Origin of the sequence: Oceaniradius stylonematis, from assembly GCF_003149475.2 — a bacterium.
In the GTDB taxonomy this organism is placed as follows: Bacteria; Pseudomonadota; Alphaproteobacteria; order Rhizobiales; family Rhizobiaceae; genus Roseitalea; species Roseitalea stylonematis.
This window is the reverse complement of sequence record NZ_QFWV02000008.1, coordinates 250,601-272,661: the sequence shown is the minus strand read 5'-3', so window position 1 is coordinate 272,661 and position 22,061 is coordinate 250,601. Positions and strand designations below refer to the sequence as shown.

Here is a 22,061-nt window from a genome sequence, read left to right as displayed (position 1 = left end):
GCGGCCTCGGCGAAGCGCGGGTCACGCACCCGCGTGCTGCCGCGCGCGCTGCGCCGACCCGTCCGGTTCATCCAGCGTCTGGTCTCCGGCGATGTCAGCGTGCCGCCGCGCACCGAAACCATGCTGTTCGGCGCGGTGATCGGCGGGGCGATCCTTTATGGATCGGTTCTTGGCGGCCAGTTCGGCCAGGCTGTCGAGCAGACGACCGCGGCGATGGGCTTTGCCGTCGAAGAGATCGAACTGTCCGGCAACACCTATACGCCGGTCGACGACGTCTTTGCCGCGCTCGGGCTCGACGGACGGCGGTCGCTGGTCTCGATCGAGCCGGCCGCCGCACGCTCCGCGCTGACCGACCTGCCTTGGATCGCCAGCGCCCGCATCGCCAAGGTCTATCCCTCCAAGCTCGTCGTCGAAGTGGGCGAACGGTCGCCGTTCGCGGTGTGGCAGACCGGCGAGGCCCTGTCGGTGATCGAGCAGGACGGCGCGGTGATCGGCGGCTATGCGGCCCATCCGCGCCTTGCCGCGCTGCCGCTTCTGGTCGGCAAGGGCGCCGCCGAGACCGGCGCGGGCTTTGTCGCCACCGTGCAGCAATACCCGATCGTCGCCGACCGCGTGCGCGCCCATATTCGCGTCGGCCAGCGGCGCTGGGATCTCAGGCTCGACAACGGCATCACCGTCCGCCTGCCCGAGACGGGCGTCGAGCGGGCGCTCGAGCGTCTCGTCACCATGCAAGACGAACTGGACGTGTTCGGCCGCGATCTGGCCGCCATCGACATGCGGCTGGAGGATCGCACCCTTTTTGCGCTGACCGGCAACGCCCTTGAAGCGCGTCAGGCGCTGATCGAGGCGCGCGATGCGGCCCGCGAACAGGCACGGCGGGGGAACCGCATCTGATGGCGCCCGCCCGCACCCAGGAAACCGGCAAGCGCAGCCGCCGGACGGCGACCGTCACGGTGCTCGATCTGGGCAGCACCAAGACGGTCTGCATGATCGCCAGGATGATGCCGTCCGAGACCGGTCGTTTCCTGTCGGGCCGCACCCATCAGGGCGAAGTGATCGGCATCGGCCACACCCGTTCGCTCGGCATCAAGTCGGGCGTTCTGGTCGATCTGGACGCCGCCGAACGGGCGATCCGCCATGCGGTCGAAGCCGCCGAACGGATGGCCGGCGTCACCGTCGATTCGATGATCGTCAATCTGAGCGCAGGGCGGCCGAAATCATCGACCTGCACGGCGACACTGCCGCTCAAGGACAAGCCGGTCTCGCCGCGTGAAATTGAACAGGTGCTGCGCGCGGCGATCGCGCGGGCGGCGCGCGTCGACCGCCACGTCGTCCACCTTCTGCCGATCGACCACATGCTCGACGGCGAGCGCGGCATCGTCGATCCGCGCGGCATGATCGGCAACGAACTGGCGCTGAACATGCACCTTCTGACGGCCGATGCGGCGCCGGTGCGCAACCTCGAACTGGCGATCAACCGCGCCCATCTGACCATCGAGACGCTGGTGGCCACGCCCTATGCGAGCGGCCTTGCGACGCTGGTCGATGACGAACTGGAACTGGGCTGCGCCTGCGTCGACATGGGCGGCGGCACCACCTCGATCGCGATCTTCTCCGAACGCCGTTTCGTGCATGCCGAGTCGATCCCGCTGGGCGGCCATCACGTGACGATGGACGTTGCGCGCGGGCTCAACTGCCGGCTCGAGGATGCCGAACGGCTCAAGGTCATGCAGGGCTCGGTGATCGCCACCTCGGTCGACGACCGCGACATCATCCAGGTGCCGGCGATGGGCGAGGATGGCGACGAGGGCGGACACCAGATCCCGCGCAGCCTTTTGAACCGCATCATCGCCGCGCGCGTCGAGGAGACGCTGGAAATGCTGCGCGAGCGCATCAATGCGTCCGGCTATTCGTCGGTGGTCGGCAAGCGTGTCGTGCTGACGGGCGGCGCGGCGCAACTGGGCGGGCTGACCGACATGGCGCGCAGGATATTGGGGCGCAATGTGCGGATCGGCCGGCCCTTGGGCGTGCGCGGGCTGCCGGCCGCCGCCAAGGGTCCGGCCTTTGCCGCCGCCGTCGGCCTGATGGTCTATCCGCAGGTGGCGGCCAATGATCACTCAAGCGAACGTTTTCGTGGAACCGCGTCGGTCAGGCTGACCGGAACAGAAGGGCCGCTCGGGCGGATGACACAATGGATAAAAGAGAGCTTCTAGACACGGACGAAGGCAACAAGGCCCCAGCGCCGCAGGCCGGTCTGGCACACACAGAGGATGAAACCATGACAATCAATCTCCAAAAGCCGGACATCACCGAGCTCAAGCCGCGGATCACCGTGTTCGGCGTGGGCGGCGGCGGCGGCAACGCGGTCAACAACATGATCACCGGCGGGCTCGACGGCGTCGAGTTCGTGGTTGCCAACACCGATGCGCAGGCCCTGTCGATGAACAAGGCGGGCCGGATCATCCAGCTGGGCATGGGCGTCACCGAAGGGCTGGGCGCCGGCTCGCAGCCCGATGTCGGCCGCGCGGCGGCCGAGGAATGCATCGACGAGATCAACGATCACCTCAATTCGACGCATATGTGCTTCGTCACCGCCGGCATGGGCGGCGGCACCGGCACCGGCGCGGCGCCGGTCGTCGCCCGCGCGGCGCGCGAGCGCGGCATCCTGACGGTGGGCGTCGTCACCAAGCCGTTCCACTTCGAAGGCCAGCGCCGGATGCGCACCGCCGATGACGGCATCGAGGAGTTGCAGGCCAATGTCGACACGCTGATCGTCATCCCGAACCAGAACCTGTTCCGCATCGCCAACGACAAGACCACCTTTGCCGACGCGTTCGGCATGGCCGACCAGGTGCTCTATTCCGGCGTTGCCTGCATCACCGACCTGATGGTCAAGGAAGGGCTGATCAACCTCGATTTTGCCGATGTGCGCTCGGTGATGCGCGACATGGGCAAGGCGATGATGGGCACGGGTGAAGCGTCCGGCGAAGGCCGGGCCATGACCGCCGCAGAAGCTGCGATCGCCAACCCGCTGCTTGACGAAACCTCGATGAAGGGCGCGGGCGGCCTTCTGATCTCGATCACCGGCGGTCGCGACATGACCCTGTTCGAGGTGGATGAGGCGGCAACGCGCATCCGCGAAGAGGTCGACCAGGACGCCAACATCATCCTGGGCGCGACATTCGACGAGTCGCTGGAAGGGCTGATCCGCGTATCGGTCGTCGCGACCGGCATCGAATCGGGTGTTGCGGCTGCTGCGCGACCGGCGCCCTCGTCGATCCCGCGCGCGGTGACCGGTGCGGCAGCGCCCGCCGCAAAGCCCGACAGCGGTGCCGACAAGCCGTCGGTGCTGCGGCCCGCCGCGCGCAGCCAGCCGGCTCCGGTGCAGACCACCGTTTCGACCCCTGCGGCCGCGCCGGCGGCACCGGCTCCGTCTGTCAGCGACGACGTGATCGCCGAGACCGAGCGCGACATGGCGGCCTTCGAGATGGCGTCCACGACGACCGGCGCCGCCGCCCCGGCGCAGGCCGACAGCGAATTCCGGCCGCAGAGCCGGCTGTTCCAGTCCCCGCCGCAGCCGATGCCGGCCCGCCCGGCAACCGACCTGCCAGCGTCCGCAGCCGCCAGTGCGCCGGCCCGGCCGGCACCGATGCCCGAAGCACCGACGGCCGAAGCGCCTGCACCGCAGCCGCGCATGCCGCAGGTGGAGGATTTTCCGCCCATGGTACAGGCGGAAGTGGAAGCCCGCGACACCGCGCATGACGATCACGACGCCCATGACGAGCGCGGTCCCCTGGGCCTGCTCAAGCGGCTGACGCACGGCCTGTCGCGCAAGGACGAGATGGATGCGCCCGAGCCGCCGCGCCTGCGCCCGGCCGGGTCGATCGAGCACGGAGCCGGCCAGCCGCGCCGCACGCTCGGTGCCGATGCGGCGCTGTATGCGCCGCGCAAGGGCCATCTCGACGACCATGGCCGCGCCCAGGCGCCGTCGCCGGTGGCCGACAGCGACGACCAGCTGGAAATCCCTGCCTTCCTGCGGCGCCAGGCCAACTGACTTCGGCTCCGGCCGCCGGCTCGTCGCCAACCTGCTCACGGGGCGCCGCAAGCGCCCCGTTCGCCAATTGTTAAACCACTGATTGTACTCGTGAATGTACATAACCGGCGGGCCATGCGCGTTACATATGGTAACCATCCGTGATTTGGCCGTTTCGCCGACTCGCGACTAATGTGCGGCGCGAAGTGGAGAGGGTGTCCCTTCGTCAGACGCTACGAAACAGGTCCGGGGAACGGGACGTTTCGCACAACAATAAGAGCAGGGATAGCTCATGGGGACTGATCTGCGGGCCTATCAGGCATCACTGCGCAAAGCGGTAAGCCTGTCGGGAATCGGGGTGCATACGGGCGCGGAAGTGTCGATCACGCTGCATCCCGCCGAGCCCAATACCGGCGTCGTCTTCCGGCGCATTCTCGATGACGGCTCCAAGGTCGATCTTCCCGCAGTGGTTTCGCAGGTCGGCGCCACCGATCTGTGCACCATGCTCGGCGACCCCGCCGGCGTCCACGTTTCCACCATCGAACACATCATGGCCGCCTTCTCGGCGCTGGGGCTCGACAATGTGATCGTCGAGATCGACGCGTCGGAGGTGCCGATCATGGACGGCAGCGCGCGTATCTTCATTGCCGCGATCGAGGAAGCGGGCATCGAGCACCATCTGGTCAAGCGCCGCTATATCCGCGTCAAGAAGACCGTGCGTGTCGAGCATGGCGGTTCCTGGGCCGAGTTCCGCCCGCATGAGGGCACGCGCTACGAGATCGTCATCGATTTCGAAAGCAAGGCGATCGGGCGGCAGGAATTCCGCGACGAGATCGATGGTGACGTTTTCTGCGCCGAGCTGGCCGATGCGCGCACCTTCGGCTTCATGAAGGACGTCGAGCGGCTCTGGGCCTCGGGCCATGCGCTCGGATCGTCGCTGGGCAATTCTGTCGTCATCGGCGATGATCATACGATCGTCAATTGCGAAGGCCTGCGCTATGCCGACGAGTTCGTGCGGCACAAGACGCTCGATGCGGTCGGCGATCTGGCGCTCGCCGGCGCCAATTTCATCGGCTGTTTTTCGTCCTATCGCGGCGGCCACCGGCTGAACGCGATCGCGCTGCGCGCGCTGCTGGCCGATCCGGCCGCTTACGAGATCGTCGAAACCCCGGTGCCGCACGCCATCGTCTATGCCGGCGATCTGGTCGCCGTGACCGGCCAGGTCTACGCGCCTTGGGCGGTTTGACGGGCGGCGGCAGGCGCCGTTAACGGCAACCGCCACAAAATCGCGCCAATTCCTTTGCAGGCGTTGCCGCAGGGTTCCCGAACGGGTAAACGGGCGGGTGTTCGCGCGGCGGGGAAAACCTGCTGCGCGCAGTAGGAGACGGGCTGGTTCATGAGCGCCAATCGAGTATCAGCATCGCGCACCGTGCGCATCGGCACGATGATGGCCCTTGTCGCGCTGGCCGCGACGGGCGTCAGCGGGTGTGCCCGCGACAACGACTCCGTCGATCTGTCGAGCTATGTCGACACGATCGAGCCCGCCGACGTGCTCTACAATCAGGGTCTGGCCAATCTGAACACGGGCCGGCTGCGCGAGGCGCAGCGCAAGTTCCAGGCCGTCGACCGGCAGCATCCCTATTCGGAATTCGCCCGCAAATCGAACGTGATGGCCGCCTTCACATCCTACCGGATGGGCCGGTTCGACGAAGCGATCGCGGCCTCGCGGCGCTTCGTCAATCTCTATCCAACCCATGAAGACGCGGCCTACGCGCAGTACATTATCGGGCTTTCCTATTTCAACCAGATGCCCGAAGTGACGCGCGACCAGCGCGACACGCAGCTGGCGATCCAGAATTTCAACCGGCTGCTGGAGAGCTATCCGGGCTCGATCTACGAGGAAGACGCCAAGGCGAAGATCCGTGCCGCGCGCGACCAGCTCGCCGGCAAGGAAATGCAGGTCGGCCGCTATTACCTCGAACGGCGCGAATTTGCCGCCGCGCTGCCGCGCTTCCGGCTGGTGGTCGAGGAATATGGCAATACACGCCACGTCGAAGAAGCGCTGGCGCGGCTGACCGAGACCTATTTCGCCATGGGCCTTGCTTCCGAGGCGCAGACTGCGGCGGCGATCCTGGGCCACAACTTCCCCGACAGCCAGTGGTATGCCGATTCCTACGCGCTGCTGGCGACCGGCGGCCTGGAGCCGCGTCAAAACGCCGGCTCGTGGATTTCCCGTGCGACGCAGAACGTGCTGGTCCGCCCGGCCGGCGGCTGACCCGGACATCTTGCAATGCTCAGCGAGCTGTCGATCCGCGATATCGTGCTGATCGAAAGGCTGGCGATCCGCTTCGAGGCGGGCCTTGCGGTTCTGACCGGCGAGACGGGCGCCGGCAAATCCATCCTTCTCGATGCGCTTTCGCTGGCCCTTGGCGGGCGCGGCGATGCCGGTCTGGTGCGCCAGGGCGCGAAAGACGGACAGGTGACGGCGGTGTTCGATCTGGCCGCCAGCCATCCGCTGCATGGCCTGTTCGAGGATGCGGGCGTCGCCGTGGAGCCGGGGGAACCGGTGATCTTCCGCCGGGTGCAGAGCGCCGACGGGCGCACGCGCGCCTTCGTCAACGATCAGACGGTCAGCGTTGCCATCCTGCGCGACGCCGGCCGGCAGCTTGTCGAAATTCACGGCCAGCATGACGACCGGGCGCTGGTCGACACCGCGTCCCACCGCGATCTGCTGGACGCCTTTGGCGGCCTTGCATCTGATGCTGCCCATGTGGCGAGCCTGCACCGGACGTGGAAGGACGCGGAAGCGACGCTTGCCCGGCAGCGCGCGCGCATCGAGGCGGCGGCGCGGGAGGCCGATTTCCTGCGCGCCTCGGTCGATGAACTGACAAAGCTCGCGCCGGAAGCGGGCGAGGAAGAGGCGCTTGCGGAAAAGCGCTCCGCGATGATGGCCGCCGAAAAGGTGGCCGGCGATCTCAACGATGCGAACGAAACGCTGGGCGGGCCAGCCTCGTCGGTGCCGGAGATTGCCGGGCTGCTGCGGCGGCTGGAGCGCAAGGCGCCCGAAGTTCCGGGGCTGCTCGACGATGTCAACGAGCATCTGGCCGCAGCGCTGGATCATCTTGCCGAGGCGCAGAACCGCATCGAGCAGGCGATCGCCGACAGCGACCACGATCCGCAGGCGCTCGAACGCACCGAGGAGCGGCTGTTCGGCCTGCGCGCGGCGGCCCGCAAATATGATTGCGCGGTCGACGATCTGCCGGCGCTGGCCGTGACGATGGCCGACCAGCTTGCCGATCTCGATGCCGGCGAAGCGGCGCTTTCGGGCCTCGAACGGGAAGCGCGCGAGGCGCTTGTCGCCTATGACCGGGCGGCGGCCGACCTGTCGGCCCGGCGCGCCGAGACCGCAGAGGCGCTGACCGGCGCCGTGATGGCCGAACTGCCCGATCTCAAGCTCGACAAGGCCGAGTTCATCGTCCACCGCACGACGGACGCCGACCGCCGCACGCCGGCGGGCATCGATGAGGTCGAGTTCTGGGTCCGCACCAATCCGGGCACCCGCGCCGGCCCGATGATGAAGGTCGCCTCGGGGGGCGAACTGTCGCGCTTTTTGCTGGCGCTCAAGGTCGCGCTGGCCGACCGGGGCTCGGCGCCGACACTGGTCTTCGACGAGATCGACACGGGCGTCGGCGGCGCGGTGGCCGATGCCATCGGCGGGCGGTTGAGACGGTTGTCGGACGGCGTGCAGGTGCTGTCCGTGACGCACGCGCCGCAGGTGGCCGCGCGCGCCGCGCACCATTTCCTGATCGAAAAGAGCGGCGGAAACGGCAGCGGCGTCGTGACCTCGGTCACCGAGATGGACCGCGATGCGCGGCGCGAGGAAATCGCGCGGATGCTGGCCGGCGCAGAGATCACCGCCGAAGCCCGCGCGGCGGCCGAGCAGCTTCTTGCGGGGGCTGGGTAGTTGAACGTGCCACCTCCCCCTTGAGGGGAGGTCGGCGACTGCCGAATGCAATGACGCAGAGCCGGGAGGGGGTGTTTCTGCAACGGCCGGGAGAGTTGATACCCCCACCCGGATCAGCTTCGCTTCGCTTGCTTCTCCGACCTCCCCTCAAGGGGGAGGTGGGTGCGCGACGGGCCTTTCCGCGCCCGGCAAATCCCGCTAATCCTGCGCTGTCGTATCTACAGCGGACACTGCCATGACGGCCGAAACCAAATCCGTCGACGCCCTGACCGAAGCCGAAGCGGCGGCCGAACTGGCACGGCTGGCGGGTGAGATCGCGCGGCACGATGTCGCCTATCATGGCGAGGATGCGCCGTTCATTTCGGACGCAGACTATGATGCGCTCAAGCAGCGCAACACGGCGATCGAAGCCCGGTTTCCGCACCTCAAGCGTGCCGACAGCCCGAGCGAACAGGTCGGCGCGGCGGTGTCGGAGAAGTTCGAGAAGATCGCCCACCGCGTGCCGATGCTGTCGCTGGACAATGCGTTTTCCGATCAGGACGTCCACGACTTCGCTGCGCGGGTGCGGCGCTTCCTGAAAATGGGCGAGGACACGCCGCTGGCGCTGACCGCCGAGCCGAAGATCGACGGTCTGTCGCTGTCGCTGCGCTATGAGGATGGCCGGCTCGCCTATGCGGCGACGCGCGGCAATGGCGCGGTCGGCGAGAACGTGACCGCCAATGCGCGCACCATCGCCGACATTCCCGAAACGCTCGCCGGCGACCCGCCAGCGGTGTTCGAGGTGCGGGGCGAAGTCTATCTGACCAAGGACGATTTCGCCGAACTGAACCGCCGGCAGGAGGAGGCGGGCAAGCCGGTCTATGTGAACCCGCGCAACACGGCGGCCGGCTCGCTGCGCCAGCTCGACGCGTCGATCACCGCGTCCCGCCCGCTGAAATTCTTCGCCTATGCGTGGGGCGAAGTCAGCGCCATGCCGTCGGACACGCAGATGGGCATGGTGGAAAAGTTCGACGAATACGGCTTCGTCACCAATCCGCTGATGGGCGTGTTCGACGATGTCGAGGCGCTGCTCGCCCACTACCGGCGGGTCGAGCTGGAGCGGGGCGAACTGCCCTATGACATCGACGGCGTGGTCTACAAGGTCAACGATCTGGCGCTGCAGCAAAGGCTCGGTTTCGTCTCGCGCTCGCCGCGTTGGGCGATCGCGCACAAGTTTCCCGCCGAAAAGGCGATGACGGTGCTGAACGCCATCGACATCCAGGTCGGACGCACGGGGGCGCTGACGCCGGTGGCGCGGCTCGAACCGGTGACCGTCGGCGGTGTGGTGGTCGAAAACGCGACGCTCCACAATGCCGAGGAGATCGCCCGGCTCGGAATCAAGATCGGCGACACCGTCATCGTTCAACGCGCTGGCGACGTGATCCCGCAGATCCTCGGGTTCGTGCCAGAGAAGCGGCCGGCCGATGCCGCCGATTTCGCCTTTCCCGAGACATGTCCGTGTCCGCTCAAGACGCCGATCGTGCGCGAGGCGACGGCCGGCGGCAGCGAGGGGGTCGTGCGGCGCTGTTCCGGCGAGTTTGCCTGTCCGTTCCAGCGCAAGGAGCATCTCAAGCTCTTTGTCTCCCGCAAGGCGTTCGACATTGACGGCCTCGGCGACAAGCAGATCGACTATTTCCACGATCTGCCCGAGGACGACCCGCTGCGCATCCGCGCGCCGGCGGACATCTTCACGCTCAGGGCGCGCGACGATGCCGCCGAACTGACCGCGCTGAAGAACCGCGACGGCTATGGCGAGGTCTCGGCCAGGAACCTGTTCGACGCGATCGAGGCGCGGCGGACGATCCCGCTCGAACGGCTGATCTTCGGCCTCGGCATCCGCCATGTCGGCGAGACGACGGCGCGGACGCTGGCACGCGCCTATGGCTCATGGGCCGAGTTCGATGCGGCCGCACGCAAGATCGCGGCGGGCGATGAAGGCGCGCGCGAGGACATGGATGCCATCGAGGATATTGGCGGCGCGGTGGTGGATGCGGTGGCGCGCTATTTCGGCGAGGACCACAATCTCCAGATGGTCGGGGATCTTGTCGGCCAGCTCACTGTCGAGGACGCCGAGCGGCCCGCCACGGAAAGCCCGTTCGCCGGCAAGACCATCGTCTTTACGGGATCGCTCGAACGGATGAGCCGCGACGAGGCCAAGGCGATGGCCGACAGGCTGGGCGCCAAGGCGTCCGGCTCGGTTTCGTCCAAGACCGATCTGGTCGTGGCCGGGCCGGGTGCCGGCTCCAAGCTGAAAAAGGCGACGGAACTGGGCATCGAGGTGATCGACGAGGACGAGTGGTTCAACCGCACTGAAGGGCTGTGAGCGGCGCCGGGCGTCGATGTCCGGTCACGACCGACCGGGCGCGTCCTTCGGGCGCCGTGTGCGGCTGAAACGCATCTTGTGGGCGCCCATGTCCTGCGGTTCGGCGGTCCAGGCATAGGCGAGCAGGCAGGGCTCGTTCGCCGAGGTACGGATGGTGTGCGTCGTGCCCGGCGCGTTGAAGATCATCGAGGGCGCGCGGAAGACGCCGATGTCGTTCTGCGAACAGGCGCCCGACAAGACGATGTAGCTCTCGGTGATGCCGTCATGCTTGTGCGAGGGATAAACGCAGCCGGGCCCGAACAGGACGAAGCCGAGCGCGATGTCTTCTGCCCGCACCAGCCCGCCCGGACCCAGAATGTCCGCATAGCCGTATTTGCGCGCCAGCGCCGCCGGCATCTTCTCATAGCCGTGTTGCCAGGCGAACCGGTCGGCCATCTTGGCGGTGGCGCGCACGAAACCCTCGGCGGCGTCCTGCTGGCCATTGTCGAGCGCACGGGTCATGTGCGCGTTGACCGGCACGCGCGACGGTACGGTGAATTCGACGGCCGGATTGTCCTTCAGCACCCGGCTGATACGCTCGCGGACCCGGCGCATGTGGGCGCGGATCGCCGCGCTGCCGCCATGGGGCGCGTAGCGATAGGCCACATCGAATTCGCGGAGCAGGTAGAACAGGTCGGCGTCGTCACTGAGATGATGCGTCATGGCGGTCTCGCTTCACCGTGAACCCTATCGCGGCCGTCCGGCCCGCGCTTCGCCGTTTGCGACGGCCGATGCGACGCGGCGGAGACCGCCTTTCAGCCACGCTGATTGTCGCGGTGACAAAAACTGACGTGACACCCCGGCCCGCCGCGCGCTAACCGGAGGATCGGAGATCTTCATGACAGCGACTCAGTCGGACTTTTGGCGCGGCGTGCGCGACGCGGTGCCCATCATGATCGCGGTGGCGCCGTTCGGCCTCCTGTTCGGCGCGCTGGCCGCCGAGAACGGGCTGACGCCGTTCGAGGCCACCTTGATGAGCGCGACCGTCTATGCCGGCGCCAGCCAGATGGTCGGCATCGAGCTGTTCGGCGCCGACATCGCGCCGTGGATCGTCGTCTTCTCGATTCTGGCGGTGAATTTCCGGCATGTTCTCTATTCGGCGACGATGGGTCAGACGATCGGCGCCTATTCGCGGATGCAGAAGGCGCTGGCCTTCGCGCTGATGACCGATCCGCAATTCGCGACGACCGAACAGAAGGCGGAGAAGGGCATTGCGACGCCCTTTGCCTGGTATCTGGGGCTTGCGCTGCCGGTTTATGCGCTATGGGTGGCAGAAGCCTGGCTGGGCGCGGTGTTCGGCAGCCTGATCGACGATCCGGCCGCCTATGCGATCGATTTCCTGCTGCCGCTTTACTTTCTTGGCATGGTGATGGGCTTTCGCGGCCGCGCCAACTGGCTGCCGGTGGTGGCAGCCAGCGCAGTCGCCTCGGTCGCCGCCTATCATTTCGTCGGCAGCCCGTGGCATGTCAGCCTTGGCGGGCTGGCCGGCGTTGCGGTTGCCGCCATCATCGGCGTCAGGCCCGGCCACAAGCTGGTGGTGTGAGGCGATGGTGCTCTCGGCGACGGCCTGGGTGATCCTTGCGGGCGCGGTTGCGACCTATCTAACGCGTGTGGGCGGCCACGCCGTGCTGTCGCGCTTCGAGCGTATCCCGCCGCGTGTCGAGGCGGCGCTGAACGCGGTGCCGGCAGCCGTCCTGACGGCTATCGTCGCGCCCTACGCGGTGTTCTTCGGCCTTGCCGAGGCGATCACCATCGCCGCCGCCATCGTGCTGGCCCTGCGCCTGCCGACGCTTGCCATGCTGGGCATTTGCTGGGCACTGGTCTGGCTGCTGCGGCAGGCGATCTAGCTGCCGCTAAGTGTTGCCCCCACCCTTCATCCCTCCCCCATGAATGTGGAAGGGAAGACCTCGGCGGCGCAGCGTACCTGCGGTTTTTGAACCCGGCCCGACCCTTGGAGAGAGTGGCGGCGGTTGATGTCCTCCCTCCCACGCTTGCGGGGGAGGAATGAAGGGTGGGGGGCGTTCGACGCGGTCCTGCAAGTTCAGCGCACGGGCGCGGTTGCCTGCTCAAGCCAGTCGAGAACCGCCCGGTCGTCGATCAACGGCGACAGTTCGCGGCGGACGCGCGCATGATAGCGGTTCAGCCACCGCCGTTCGGGCGGTTCGAGCATTTTGGTCTCGATCAGCCGCCGGTCGATCGGACACAGTGTCAGCGTCTTCAGCCCGTGCACCGCGATGTCGCCGCCCTCCGGCACCTTGGCCGGTTCGACCATGACGAGGTTTTCGATGCGAATGCCGTGGCTGCCCTCGGCGTAGTAGCCCGGTTCGTTGGAGACGATCATGCCGGCTTTCAGCGCCGCCATGCCGCGCCGTGAGATGTTCTGCGGACCTTCATGGACGCCCAGATAGGAGCCGACGCCGTGGCCCGTGCCATGGCCGTAGTCGAGGCCCGCCGCCCACAGCGCGCGGCGCGCCAGAACATCCAGATCGACGCCGCGCGTGCCCTCGGGAAAACGGGCGAGCGAGATGGCGATCATGCCCTTGAGCACCAGCGTGAAATGGCGGCGATGTGCGTCCGACGGCGCGCCGGTGGGCACCACGCGCGTGATGTCGGTGGTGCCGTCATCATATTGCGCGCCCGAATCGATCAGGATCAGCTCGCCCGGCGTGACCTTGCGGTTGCTGCTTTCATCGACCCGGTAATGAACGATGGCGCCGTTGGGGCCGGTGCCGCAGATCGTGTCGAACGAAATCTCCCGCATGGGCATGCCCAGGCGCCCGGCGGTCTCGACGCGGATCGTTTCCAGGCGCTTGACGATGGCGATCTCGTCCAGTTTGGCCGGATCCTGTGCGTCCAGCCAGGCGAGAAAGGCGACCATGGCGGCGCCGTCGCGGCGCTGCGCCTCGATGGCGCCCTTGCGCTCCACACGGTTCTTGATGGCGCGCGGCAGGATGGCCGGGTCGGTGCCGGCGACGGTGCTTCCGCCAGCCGCTTCGATGGCGTCGGCGATGGCGGCGTTGGCACGCGCCGCATCGAGCATGACGGGCTTTTTGACCGAACGCCCGAGTTCGGCGAGCGCCTCCTCCAAGGTGTCGGGGGCGGCCAGGTTCGCGTGGTTCCGCAGATAGGCGGTGACATCGCCGGAATGCTTGCGCGGATCGACGAAAAGCGTGGGCCGCCCGCGCGCCGGGATGATCGCCCATGCCATGGTGAGCGGCGTGTGCACCACGTCGGAGCCGCGAATGTTGAACGCCCAGCAGACCGAGGCCGGATCGGTGAGCACGGTGGCGGACGCACCCTTGTCGCGCACGGCCCTGGCGAGATCGCGCAGCTTTGCCTTCGCGCTGCGACCGGCATGTTCGGGCCGGTGGACACGGATCGGCGTCGCCGGCGGGGGCGGCGCATCCTGCCAGGCGGCATCGACAGGGTTGACCGCGCAGCGGACCAGCGTCGCGCCCGCCGTGTCACAGGCTTTGTCCAATCGCCGCGTATCGGCGATGGTGTGCAGCCACGGATCGATCCCGACGCGTGTGCCGGCCTTGAGATTGTCGGCCAGCCATTCGTGCGGCGGCGTATCGACGAGGCTTTCGGGCGCGAACAGGCCGGTATCGACCTGATTGCGCACCTGCAGCGTGTAGCGGCCGTCGACGAAGACATGGGCCGCATTGCGCAGAATAACGGCGATGCCCGCCGACCCGGTGAAACCGGTCAGCCAGGCCAGCCGTTCTGCGTGGGGCGGCAGATATTCGCTCTGGTGCGCGTCGGCATGCGGCACCAGAAACACGTCCACGTCCATCGCGGCCATGCGCTCGCGCACCGCCTTCAGGCGCGGTTTGCCGGTCGATGGATCGGATGGCGTTTTGAAGGACTGAAACATGAAACCCGGGGCTCGTGTGTTGCCGCCGGACGCTAGCCGCCCGCCGCCGCTTCTTCAACGGGCGTCCGGCCGCAAACATGAATATTGCGTTGCAAAATCGATTGTTCGCATATGCGAAAAACGCATGGCCGCCCTGCGTTTTCCGGCCTACCGGAGAGCACCGGCATGGCCCATCTTGGCGGTGTCACAACGCTCCAAAGGAGACACGACATGGCCAACCAGAACCGCAAAAGCTTCTTTCGCTCCGCGCTCGACGCAATGATCGAAGCGCGTTCGCGCCAGGTGGCCGGATATGTGAACGGCACGCTTCTGATGCTGGACGATGAAACGCTGAAGGCGAACNCCATCAAGGCAGTCCGCAGGGTGCGTCCCGGGGCTGCCTTTTTGTTTGGTTTGCGTTTTTATTGTATATGCAATTTGCTTTCGTTGTCGCTTGATCCGTGCTAGGTTTCTGAAGTGGAGATCGAGTTCGACCCTGAGAAGGATCGTCGTAATCTCGAAAAGCACGACATTTCATTGGCTCGGGCAGTCGATTTCGAGATTCGGGCATTCATCGAGGACACGCGGTTCGACTATGGCGAAACGCGATATCGTGCTTGGGGCCTGCTTGATGGTGTCTACCACGCATTGGCCTTCACGATGCGCGGCGACCGCGCCAGAGTGATTATGCTGCGCCGCGCGCATGAAAAGGAGATCGGGTGATATGTTGCCAGCCGATCCTAAAACCAAAAACGACGATTGGGCCGAGAAGGAATGGACCGACGCCGATTTTGTGCGCGCCAAACCTGCTGCCGAACTGCCGCCGAAAGTGCGCGACGCTTTCCCAAAGACGCGCGGACCGCAAAAAACGCCCAAAAAGGTTCCGGTCTCGATCCGGCTAAGTGCCGACGTGGTTGAGCATTTTCGCGCGACGGGCGCCGGATGGCAGTCGCGGATCGACGACGCACTCAAAAAAGCAATCGAAGAGGGCTGAGACTGGACTTCGCTAGCGCAGGTGCAGCGTCACCCAGCCGGCGCGCTCGATCGTGCGGCAGTGAAAAAGCCCCGCCTGACGGAACGCGGCCAGCACTTTCCACCGTTGTTCGGTGAGAATGCCCGACACGATGACGTCGCCGCCGGGTGACAGATGGCGGGCAATGTCGGGCGCCATGACCATGAGCGGCCGGGCCAGAATGTTGGCAACGATCAGGTCGAACGGGCCGGTTTCGGCGAAGGCGCGGTGGCCGAATCCCGTCGCAGTCTCGCAGCGCACCAGCGCGTGGACGCCGTTGAGCCGCGCATTTTCGGCGGCGACGCGGGTCGCCACCGGATCGATATCGGTCGCCAGCACCGGCGCGCGCGCCAGCCTGGCGATGGCGATCGCCAAGACCGCGCTGCCGGCGCCCAGATCGAGACTGATTTCGGGTTTGCGCCGGGCGATCAGCCGGTCGAGCATGATCAGGCAGCCGCTCGTCGTGCCGTGGTGGCCGGTGCCGAAGGCCTGTCCCGCCTCGATCTCGATGCCGATCGTGCCGGCGCGAACCGCATCGCGCTGGTGGCCGCCATGCACGATGAAGCGGCCGGCTTCGACCGCCGGCAGGCATTCGAGCGATTTCTGCACCCAATCGATATCGCCCAGTTCCTCCATGCCGAAGTCGGGCGTTGCCGCATCGGCGCCAAAACAGCCGGCGATGGCCGTTCGTGCGGCCTCGGCCCGGTCGGCTTCGACATAGACGGACACCTCGAACACTCCGCTGTCTTCGCCTGTTTCGGAGATGGCGACCGGCCAACCCTCATCCTCGAGTGCCGCCTCGATCGCCGCGAACATCGGTTCGGCGACGGCCTTTGCGGCGGTGAAGTGGACGCGGACCTGGCTCATCGGGGCTGGGGTCACGCGTCGGGAAGATCGGGAACGGGCTTGGCCGTACTGGCCGCCGGCACATCCTTTTTCGGGCGCGGCGGGGCAAACGACAGGATGACGTCGTTTTTCTGCGGCTTCTGGTCGGCGGCCGCAGCGGCAAAGACAAGCCGGCCGCCGGGCTTGCGCCACAGGATCACGCGGGTGTCGACCGACCGGGTGCCGACGAAATCGTCATGGGTGAACTCGTCGGTCAGCCGGGTCGACTGGAAGGTCCAGCCCTGCCTGACACGCCGGTCGAGTTCGTGAATTTCGAGGCCGGGCGAAAAGAGCTGCTTGCCGCCCAGCGTGAAGCTGAGCGTCTGGCGCTCGGTGCGCTGGCTGTGGTCGCCGATCTGGAAGATGTTGGTGCGGCCGATGTCGGGTCCGAAATCGGTACAGACAAGCGCGTTGTAGGCGTCGTTATCGGTCGCCGCGAGCAGGGCGCCATAGCGGTTCAGGTCGAGATGGTGGTGGGCGTGCTCCGACAGGATCTCGCCGTAATGGACGGGGATCGAGGCAAAGCGGGCTTCGCTCAGATGGTTCCAGTTGGGATCGGAGATCCGGACCGGCACGTCCATCTCGTGCAGCTTGCCGGCAAGCGCGGTCGTCCAGCGCGAGCCGCCGACGATCAAAAGGCCGGGCTCCTCGGTCGAGCGCAGACCGAGCCGGCGGGCGAGGGGGCCGAGCGAGAAGCCGTGCAGGATGATCGAGGCGACGACGACCGCGAAGGTGAAGGCGATCATCTTGGTGCCGTCCTCGATCCCCAGATTGACGAGCGAGGTGCCGAACAGGCCGATCACGGCAACGGCGACGATGCCGCGCGGCGCGATCCAGCCGACCAGCAGGCGTTCCTGCCAGCTCAGCGGACTGCCGATGGTGGCGATGAAGACGGCCAGCGGGCGCACGACGAACAGAAGCAGGGCGACGAAGGCCGCCGCGCCCCAGTCGAGGCTCCGGATCGTCGGCCAGTCGAGCGCTGCGGTCAGGAGAATGAACAGGCCCGAGACCAGCAGGATCGTCACGGTTTCCTTGAAGCGGCGCACTTCGGTAAGGGATGCAATCCTGGAGTTGGCCAGCGTGATGCCCATGATGGTGACCGTCAGCAGTCCGGATTCCTCCAGCAGCAGGTTGGACAGGGCAAAAAGGGCGATGACGGTGGCAAACAGCACCGGCGCCTTGAGGTAGTCGGGCACATGGCCGCGTCCGAATGCCCAGGCCAGCGCCCGCCCGAGCCCGTATCCGGCGATGATGGCAAAGGCGAAGGCCACCGCGATGTCGACGGCGATCTGCGCGGCGCTGGTGGCGCCCTGCCAGACCAGGAACACTTCGAAGGCGACGACGGCGTAGAGCGCGCCGATCGGGTCGTTGATGATCGCTTCCCAGCGCAGGATCGCGCCCGGACGGGATTTGAGCTTGGCCGAGCGCAGGAGCGGCATGATGACGGTTGGGCCGGTGACGACCAGCACCGCGCCCAGGATGATGGCGGCCGGCCAGCTCAGCCCGCCGGCATAGTGGGCGGCCAGCGCCGCGCCGATCCAGACGAACAGCCCGCCGGGGAAGATCACACGCCGGACGGTCTGGGAGGTTTCCCTGATCTCGCGGAAGTTGAGCGTCAACCCGCCCTCGAACAGGATGATCGCGACGGCGAGCCCGACCGCGGGCTTGTAGATCTCGCCGAAGTCGCGGACCGGATCGATGAGACCGGTGGCCGGCCCCATTGCAAATCCGGCGGCCAGAAGCAGCACGATGGCCGGCAGTTGCAGCCGCCAAGCCAGCCACTGGGCGGCAATGCCTGCCGCGCCGATGGCGGCGATCTTCATCGCGATCAGTTCCAAGCGGATGTCCCTTCCGCGCAGCGTGGCGCCAGCCAATCACATGGCAGCTTGTGCGCCAACGTCAACCGCCCAGAGGCCTGTCGGTTCCCTGGAGCCTGCACAAAGCTCAGGTTCCGGCAAGGTCGCGCAGCTTTTCGACTGCCGTATCGGGGTTTTCGCCATAGGCGATCGTCTTGCGGAAGGCGCCAGCCGAATCGAGCAGGAAGATCGAGGCGGTGTGGTCCATCGTATAGTCGCCATCGTCCAGTTCGACGCGCTTGAAATAGACGCCGAAGCCGCGCGCCATCTCGCGCACCGCATCGGGATCGCCGCTGATGCCGCGCACCCGGTCGGTGACCGAGGCCACATAGTCGCCCAGCAGTTCGGGCGTGTCGCGCTCGGGGTCGATGGTGACGAAATAGGCGTCGATGTCGGCGCCCTCCTCGCCCAGCTGCGCGAACCAGCCGTCCAGTTCGTAAAGCGTGGTCGGGCAGATTTCCGGACAGTGGGTGAAGCCGAAAAAGAGCGCGGTCGGCTGCCCCCTGAAGGCGGCCTCGGTGATCGGCGCGCCGTCCTGGTCCACGAGCGCGAACGGCACGCCATAGGCGGCATCGGGTTCGCGCTGGTTGACGATCGAGAAGGTCAGCGCAAACAGCGCGATGCCAAGGGCAACGACAAGGGCGGCGAACAGATAACGCATCGGACGGGTCCATGTTCGGGGATGGATGCCGTCCTTTTACGCACGCGGCGCCCCGATTTCACCTGCGCATTTGCGCGCAGGCGGCGGCGTCAATTCCGACCGTGAGGCGTCAGAAGCACCACGCCATTCCGGTTTCGATCAGCGCGACGAAAAGCGCCGCGCCCCGGTCCGAAACCGCGTAAACACCCGAAAGCCCCGCCGCGAGGATGGCGGCGGTGATGGCGACCGGGGCGAAAAGGGCGGTCTTGGGCCGGCTGGGGGCGGTTGCGTCCATGGCTCCAGACTAGCAAGACGAGACCGGAATGGCCAGCGCGGGCGGCGGGGATTGCGCGCAAATCGGCGGCGGGCGCCGGTTATGCTTGATTTCGGCAGGCGAGGGCGGGCATGATCGGACCCGGGTCGGTCGGTTGGGAGACCTACGATCCACAGACTGGCAGGGAGGACGCCATGTCGACCACGAAAACGGACAATGGCAACGGCGTTGCCGGCACGATGCCGGCCGTCAACACGTTGACCGCCAAGGACATTCGCGAAGCCTTCAATGCCGGTTATGCCGATTTTCTGAAAGCGCCTCTGTTCGGCTTTTTCTTTTCCGGCGTCTACGTCATCGGCGGCCTTCTGATCGCCCAGTCGCTGTTCGTCTGGGACATGCCCTGGATGATCTATCCGGTGGCGATCGGCTTTCCGCTGATCGCGCCGTTTGCCGCCGTCGGGCTCTATGAAGTCAGCCGGCGCCTTTCTGCGGGCGAGCCTCTGGCCTGGAACGAAATCCTGTCGGTCATCCGCTTTCAGTCCAAGCGCGAACTGGCGTTCATGGCGTTCGTCGTCCTGTTCATCTTCTGGATCTGGATGTACCAGGTGCGGCTGCTGATCGCGCTGATCCTGGGACGCATGTCGTTTTCGACGCTCGAGCGGTTCACCGATGTCGTCTTCACGACGCCTGAGGGCTGGCTGTTTCTCGCCATCGGCCATGTGGTCGGCGCCGTGCTGGCGCTGGTGCTGTTTTCGGTGACGGTGGTGTCGATCCCGATGCTGCTCGACCGCAACGTCGATTTCGTCACAGCGATGATCACTTCGGTGAAGACAGTGGCGGCAAGCCCCATGGTCATGCTGGGCTGGGGCGTCATCGTCACGCTGATGGTGATCGCCGCGATGATCCCGGTGTTCCTGGGGCTTCTGGTGGCTCTGCCGGTGCTCGGCCACGCCACATGGCACATCTACAAGAAGGCGGTGCAATAGAAAGCGGGCATTGAACCGGCGCGGGGAACCCTCCATCTGACCGTGGCGTTTGCCACAGATGACAAAGAGGTTTGCCATGTTCTTTCGTCCGCAGATTGTTGCCCTGTCATGCGGGGCCGTTCTTGCAGCGGCGGTCGCCTCCATGGCGCCGGCCGCAGCCGAACAGGTCGGCGAGGTGGGCGTCGACTGGTTCGGCAACGACATCATCATCGACGCGATCAACGATCCCGATGTTCAGGGCGTGACCTGCCACATCTCCTATTTCGAGCGCGGCCTGATCGACCGGCTGCAGCAGGGCAACTGGTTCGAGGACCCGTCCAACTCGTCGATCGCCTGCCGGCAGACCGGCCCGATCGCCATCGGCGACATCGCGCTGGACGAGGATGGCGAGGAGGTTTTCCGCGAGGGCCGCTCGATCATCTGGAAGCAGCTCGTCGTCAAGCGCATCTATGACGCGCAGAACGAAACGCTGATCTACCTGTCCCATTCACGCCAGGTGCAGGAAGGCTCGGCCAAGATGAACCTGTCGACCGTTCCGCTCTACGGTCAGGACGTGACCTGGGCCAACGGCGCGCCGGAGTAGACGCAGCGATGAGGGACTTGTCCTTCGCCGGCGTGATCAATCCGGGCGCGTCGACGCTCAAGTCCGTGGAGATCGACGCCCTGAAGGCGCGGATCGCCGAGGCGCTGGCGGCGCAGGGCCACCGGATCGATTTCAGCGATCAGGACAAGGATGCCGCCAAGGCGTTGCGCGAGGCAGCCGCCGACCGCACGACCGACGGGCTGCTGGCGGCCGGCGGCGACGGCACGGTATCGCTCGCGGCGGGGCTTGCCGTCCGCCACGGCAAGGCGCTGGCGGTGGTGCCGGGCGGCAACATGAACTTGTTTGCCCGCTCGCTGGGCCTGCCGGTCGATCCGTTTGCCGCCGCCGAAGCGCTGTCGGGCTGCGATGTGCGCAAAGTCGACATCGCTTATGCCAACGACCGGCCGTTCATCCACGAATTCTCGCTGGGTCTTCATCCAGAGCTGATCGCCGACCGCGACCGGGTGAAGTACGGCTCCCGGCTGGGCAAGCTGGTGGGTACGGCGCGCGCCGCGCTGCGCCTGATCGCAAGGCCGCCGCGCGTGCGGCTCTGGCTCGACCAGGACGGTGTGGAGCGGCCGGTCGCGATGGCCGCCTTGTTTGTCTCCAACAACCGGCTCGGGCCGGGGCATCTGCCGTTCGCCGACCGGCTCGATGAGGGCGTGCTTGGCGTTTACGCCATCCGGTCACGCGGTTCGGCGCATGTTGCAAGGCTGGCCGCGGCGATCCAGACGGGCAGCTGGCAGGAGCTGCCGTTTGTTTCGGAAACGACGGCGACGGCGCTGAGGCTGACCCGGCGCGGGACGATCCGTGCCGCAATCGATGGCGAACTGGTGAAAATGCGCAGCCCGGTCGACATCCGGATCGATCCGGGGGCCCTGGAGGTGCTGGCGCCGGAGGTGCCGCCGGGCGTCACGCAAACGGGTTGACGACAGTGACGCCAGCGACGTTGCGTTTGTGATCCATGTCTTCGCTCAGCAGCGTGTCGCAGCCGCCGGCTTTCGCCGCAGCGATGATCATGCAGTCCCACATGGAATAGTTGGTGGTGCGGCGCAGTTCGAGGCCGGTGAGCACGAGGTCTGTCGTTCCCGGCACAATGTGGAAGCGCGAAAACGCCCGTACATATTGCGACGCTCTTTCCGGTGTCAGCGCCCCTGACCGGTTTCGGCGCGTCGCCTGGTGACAGAACTCGGTCAGGACCTGGTAGGACAACACGAGATCGTCACGGCGAAGCATGTCTCTGGCGATATGCCTTTTTGCCCGCTCATGTTCCTCGCCGACAATGGCGTAGATCAGCACATTGGTGTCAACGAAAGCGGGCATCACCCTTTTCGCTATAGATTTCGTCGCGGCTGAGGTTTTCGGCGGGGTCGAGGCCTGTCTCGGTGGCCAGCAGGTCTTCCTGCAACTTCAACAACCGCTCGAACTCATCCTTCTGCCGCGTTTTCTCCTCCAGATAGGCGCGCACCATAGCGGTCACCGTCGTGTCCTCCTCGGCGGCAAGGATGCGGGCGCGGCGGTAGAGATCATCGTCCAGCGATATGGTCACATTCTTCATGTCGACACAGTAT

22 protein-coding genes are annotated in these 22,061 nt (G+C 66.3%); 14 read left to right on the top strand and 8 right to left on the bottom strand.

What is annotated here, in order from left to right:
* Positions 1-33 precede the first annotated feature (33 nt).
* From DEM25_RS14465 to ligA, 7 genes are all read left to right on the top strand, one after another.
* A complete protein-coding gene (locus DEM25_RS14465) occupies positions 34-894 on the top strand; it encodes a cell division protein FtsQ/DivIB (protein ID WP_158585279.1) in 861 nt (286 codons plus the stop codon).
* Positions 894-2,213, top strand: a complete 1,320-nt coding sequence (gene ftsA, locus DEM25_RS14460; RefSeq protein WP_109766413.1) for a cell division protein FtsA — start codon at positions 894-896, stop codon at positions 2,211-2,213. The genes DEM25_RS14465 and ftsA overlap by 1 nt, the downstream gene beginning before the upstream one ends.
* Positions 2,214-2,278: 65 nt before the next feature.
* The gene (gene ftsZ / locus DEM25_RS14455) at positions 2,279-4,054 is read left to right on the top strand and encodes a cell division protein FtsZ (protein WP_109766492.1); all 1,776 of its coding nucleotides are present in this window, start codon (positions 2,279-2,281) and stop codon (positions 4,052-4,054) included.
* A 271-nt stretch (positions 4,055-4,325) separates the two neighbouring features.
* On the top strand, positions 4,326-5,279 hold the full coding sequence (lpxC, locus tag DEM25_RS14450; protein ID WP_109766412.1) for a UDP-3-O-acyl-N-acetylglucosamine deacetylase: 954 nt from the start codon (positions 4,326-4,328) through the stop codon (positions 5,277-5,279).
* A 150-nt stretch (positions 5,280-5,429) separates the two neighbouring features.
* Positions 5,430-6,308, top strand: a complete 879-nt coding sequence (locus DEM25_RS14445; RefSeq protein ID WP_375565705.1) for an outer membrane protein assembly factor BamD — start codon at positions 5,430-5,432, stop codon at positions 6,306-6,308.
* 15 nt (positions 6,309-6,323) lie between these two features.
* A complete protein-coding gene (gene recN, locus DEM25_RS14440) occupies positions 6,324-7,997 on the top strand; it encodes a DNA repair protein RecN (protein WP_109766411.1) in 1,674 nt (557 codons plus the stop codon).
* Between the two features lie 235 nt (positions 7,998-8,232).
* Positions 8,233-10,359 carry an NAD-dependent DNA ligase LigA gene (ligA, locus tag DEM25_RS14435; RefSeq protein WP_109766410.1) on the top strand — a complete coding sequence of 709 codons (2,127 nt, stop codon included), beginning with the start codon at positions 8,233-8,235 and terminating at the stop codon, positions 10,357-10,359.
* A 24-nt stretch (positions 10,360-10,383) separates the two neighbouring features.
* Here ligA and DEM25_RS14430 read toward each other — a convergent pair whose 3' ends face one another.
* Complete coding sequence (locus DEM25_RS14430) at positions 10,384-11,061, bottom strand: dimethylsulfonioproprionate lyase family protein (RefSeq protein ID WP_109766409.1); 678 nt, start codon at positions 11,059-11,061, stop codon at positions 10,384-10,386.
* Between the two features lie 175 nt (positions 11,062-11,236).
* On the opposite strand from DEM25_RS14430, the gene DEM25_RS14425 reads away from it, so the two are divergent.
* Together DEM25_RS14425 and DEM25_RS14420 are read left to right on the top strand one after the other, a co-directional pair.
* A complete protein-coding gene (locus DEM25_RS14425) occupies positions 11,237-11,941 on the top strand; it encodes an AzlC family ABC transporter permease (RefSeq protein ID WP_109766408.1) in 705 nt (234 codons plus the stop codon).
* A gap of 7 nt (positions 11,942-11,948) precedes the next feature.
* Entirely contained in the window at positions 11,949-12,245 is a 297-nt protein-coding gene (locus tag DEM25_RS14420; RefSeq protein WP_245412925.1) for an AzlD family protein, read from the top strand.
* Positions 12,246-12,439: 194 nt separating this feature from the next.
* Here the strand turns inward: DEM25_RS14420 and DEM25_RS14415 are convergent, their stop codons facing one another.
* Positions 12,440-14,275 (bottom strand): aminopeptidase P family protein, encoded by a 1,836-nt coding sequence (locus DEM25_RS14415; RefSeq protein WP_109766406.1) that lies wholly within the window; start codon positions 14,273-14,275, stop codon positions 12,440-12,442.
* A 456-nt stretch (positions 14,276-14,731) separates the two neighbouring features.
* Between DEM25_RS14415 and DEM25_RS14405 the strand changes: the two genes are divergently transcribed.
* A complete protein-coding gene (locus DEM25_RS14405; RefSeq protein WP_109766404.1) occupies positions 14,732-14,977 on the top strand; it encodes a BrnT family toxin in 246 nt (81 codons plus the stop codon).
* A 1-nt stretch (position 14,978) separates the two neighbouring features.
* On the top strand, positions 14,979-15,248 hold the full coding sequence (locus tag DEM25_RS14400) for a BrnA antitoxin family protein (RefSeq protein WP_109766403.1): 270 nt from the start codon (positions 14,979-14,981) through the stop codon (positions 15,246-15,248).
* A gap of 12 nt (positions 15,249-15,260) precedes the next feature.
* Here the strand turns inward: DEM25_RS14400 and DEM25_RS14395 are convergent, their stop codons facing one another.
* From DEM25_RS14395 to DEM25_RS17825, 4 genes are all read right to left on the bottom strand, one after another.
* Complete coding sequence (locus DEM25_RS14395) at positions 15,261-16,133, bottom strand: 50S ribosomal protein L11 methyltransferase (RefSeq protein WP_109766402.1); 873 nt, start codon at positions 16,131-16,133, stop codon at positions 15,261-15,263.
* A gap of 11 nt (positions 16,134-16,144) precedes the next feature.
* Positions 16,145-17,989, bottom strand: coding sequence for a cation:proton antiporter (locus DEM25_RS14390; RefSeq protein ID WP_109766490.1), 1,845 nt, complete (start codon positions 17,987-17,989; stop codon positions 16,145-16,147).
* Positions 17,990-18,095: 106 nt separating this feature from the next.
* Positions 18,096-18,668 (bottom strand): SCO family protein, encoded by a 573-nt coding sequence (locus DEM25_RS14385; RefSeq protein ID WP_109766401.1) that lies wholly within the window; start codon positions 18,666-18,668, stop codon positions 18,096-18,098.
* Positions 18,669-18,777: 109 nt separating this feature from the next.
* Positions 18,778-18,942 carry a hypothetical protein gene (locus tag DEM25_RS17825; protein WP_158585278.1) on the bottom strand — a complete coding sequence of 55 codons (165 nt, stop codon included), beginning with the start codon at positions 18,940-18,942 and terminating at the stop codon, positions 18,778-18,780.
* Positions 18,943-19,115: 173 nt separating this feature from the next.
* Between DEM25_RS17825 and DEM25_RS14380 the strand changes: the two genes are divergently transcribed.
* The 3 genes from DEM25_RS14380 (at position 19,116) to DEM25_RS14370 (ending at position 21,419) form a co-directional block, all read left to right on the top strand.
* Positions 19,116-19,907 (top strand): DUF2189 domain-containing protein, encoded by a 792-nt coding sequence (locus DEM25_RS14380; RefSeq protein ID WP_196780392.1) that lies wholly within the window; start codon positions 19,116-19,118, stop codon positions 19,905-19,907.
* Between the two features lie 142 nt (positions 19,908-20,049).
* Positions 20,050-20,490, top strand: a complete 441-nt coding sequence (locus DEM25_RS14375; protein WP_245412924.1) for a CreA family protein — start codon at positions 20,050-20,052, stop codon at positions 20,488-20,490.
* 8 nt (positions 20,491-20,498) lie between these two features.
* On the top strand, positions 20,499-21,419 hold the full coding sequence (locus tag DEM25_RS14370) for a diacylglycerol/lipid kinase family protein (RefSeq protein ID WP_109766400.1): 921 nt from the start codon (positions 20,499-20,501) through the stop codon (positions 21,417-21,419).
* Here DEM25_RS14370 and DEM25_RS14365 read toward each other — a convergent pair.
* The gene (locus DEM25_RS14365; RefSeq protein ID WP_109766399.1) at positions 21,403-21,813 is read right to left on the bottom strand and encodes a PIN domain-containing protein; all 411 of its coding nucleotides are present in this window, start codon (positions 21,811-21,813) and stop codon (positions 21,403-21,405) included. The genes DEM25_RS14370 and DEM25_RS14365 overlap by 17 nt on opposite strands.
* Positions 21,797-22,048 (bottom strand): hypothetical protein, encoded by a 252-nt coding sequence (locus DEM25_RS14360; protein ID WP_109766398.1) that lies wholly within the window; start codon positions 22,046-22,048, stop codon positions 21,797-21,799. Before DEM25_RS14360 ends, DEM25_RS14365 begins: the two co-directional genes overlap by 17 nt.
* Positions 22,049-22,061: the final 13 nt, after the last annotated feature.